Annotated in this window: 2 protein-coding genes; both read left to right on the forward strand. The window is 69.3% G+C overall.

Going from position 1 to position 1,816, the window contains the following annotated elements; genetic code table 11:
* Window positions 1-1,157, forward strand: a 1,157-nt coding sequence (locus GSF22_RS33285; RefSeq protein WP_208817875.1) for a right-handed parallel beta-helix repeat-containing protein, incomplete at its 5' end; no start/stop codon positions are given.
* A 230-nt stretch (window positions 1,158-1,387) separates the two neighbouring features.
* The coding region (locus GSF22_RS33290; protein ID WP_208817876.1) for a cellulose-binding domain-containing protein at window positions 1,388-1,816 on the forward strand (429 nt) is incomplete at its 3' end.

The following is a 1,816-nucleotide window of genomic DNA, read 5'->3' on the forward strand; positions in this document are numbered from 1 at the left end:
GTCCCTCGCCCACGCCGACGAGCACGCCGTCGCCGACGCCCACCACCGCGCCCCCGACGGGGAGCCTGTTCGTGGCCACCACCGGCGACGACGCCAACCCGGGCACCCTGGCCCAGCCGTTGAAGAGCATCCAGCGCGCCCACGACCTGGTCCAGCCGGGTGGCACCATCGCGGTACGCGGCGGCACCTACGCGCCCAGCGTCACCATCAAGATCCTCAAGGACGGCACCTCGGCGCAGCCGATCACGCTCACCAACTACAACGGTGAGCGCGTGGTCATCGACGGGGAGAACATGCCGTACACCCCCGGGGCCGTCGGCTCCAGCATCCCGCGCGCCGACCGGGGTGCCCTGCACGTCGAGGGCGACTGGTGGCGGTTCGTCGGCCTGGAGATCATCAACGGCCCGTACGGCATCTTCGGGGTGGACACCAACAACGGCCGGTACGAGCGGCTGGTCACCCGGGACAACTACGAGTCCGGCCTGCACCTGCAGGGCGCCTCGTCGGGCAACCAGATCATCAACCTGGACAGCTACGGCAACCGGGACCCGCGCAAGAACGGGGAGAGCGCCGACGGACTGGCGATCAAGGAGGGTTCCGGGACGGGCAACGTGGTGCGGGGTGCCCGGCTGTGGCGCAACGCCGACGACGGTTTCGACGCCTGGCTGTTCCTGTCGCCGATCCTGATCGAGAACAGCGTCGCCTACGACAACGGCTACAACCACTGGAACCTGCCCGACTACACCGGCGACGGCAACGGCTTCAAGAACGGTGGCGGCACCGACCCCCGTCCGGCGGTCAACCACATCACCCGCAACTCGATGGCCTGGGGCAACTCGGCCGGCGGCTTCATCGACAACGGCAACCCGGGCTCGCTGGTCTTCGAGCGCAACACCGCCTGGGACAACGGCAAGGCCGGTTTCGACGTGTCCCGGTCGACGTCCGTCGTGAACCGGAACCTGTCGGTGGGTAACGGCACGAACGTCTCGCTGGGCAGCTCGACCGGTGCCAACAACTCGTGGAACCTCGGCGGTACCTGGACCTTCGTGAGCACCAACTCCTCGACGATCACCGGTCCCCGGGCGGCGGACGGATCGATCCCGACGTCGACGTTCCTGCACCCGACCAACGGCGCCGACGTGGGCGCCCGGCTCTGAGCTGATCCGCAGCGCGGTGCTGCCGGCGGCTTGACAGCCGCCGGCAGCGTCGCCCTGCCCGGGACCCGGTCGCCGGGTCGCCGCCGGGCCTACTCGCATCCCGGTCCGTCGATTGACAAAGTTTGGAATCCAAACTTAATCTGCGAGCCGACCCGGGTGTCGTCCCTGTTGCGGGGTACGGCGTGGCCGGGTCACCCGACACGGCAGCATCTTTCCCGGCGAGGAGCGTCATGACCGGTCTACGCAGCACGGTACGACGGACACGATGGCGGATCGGTCTGGTCACGACCGCCGTCACGGCACTGCTGGCCAGCCTCGGCCTGACGTTCGCGGTCAGCGCGTACGCCGCCGCCGGCTGCCAGGTCGCCTACTCCGTTCCCAACCAGTGGCCGGGCGGGTTCTCGGCGAACGTGAACGTGACCAACCTGGGCGACCCGGTCAACGGCTGGCGGCTGACCTGGACCTTCCCGTCCGGCCAGCAGGTGACCCAGGCATGGAACGCCACGGTCACCTCCGCCGGCAGCGCCGTGACCGCGACCGACGTCGGCTACAACGCCGCCCTGGGCACCAACGCGACGGTGTCGTTCGGGTTCAACGGCTCGTGGTCCGGCACCAACACCGCGCCGACGACGTTCGCGCTCAACGGCGTCACCTGCACC

It is taken from the genome of Micromonospora echinofusca (genome assembly GCF_017614955.1).
Classification (GTDB): Bacteria; Actinomycetota; Actinomycetes; order Mycobacteriales; family Micromonosporaceae; genus Micromonospora; species Micromonospora echinofusca_A.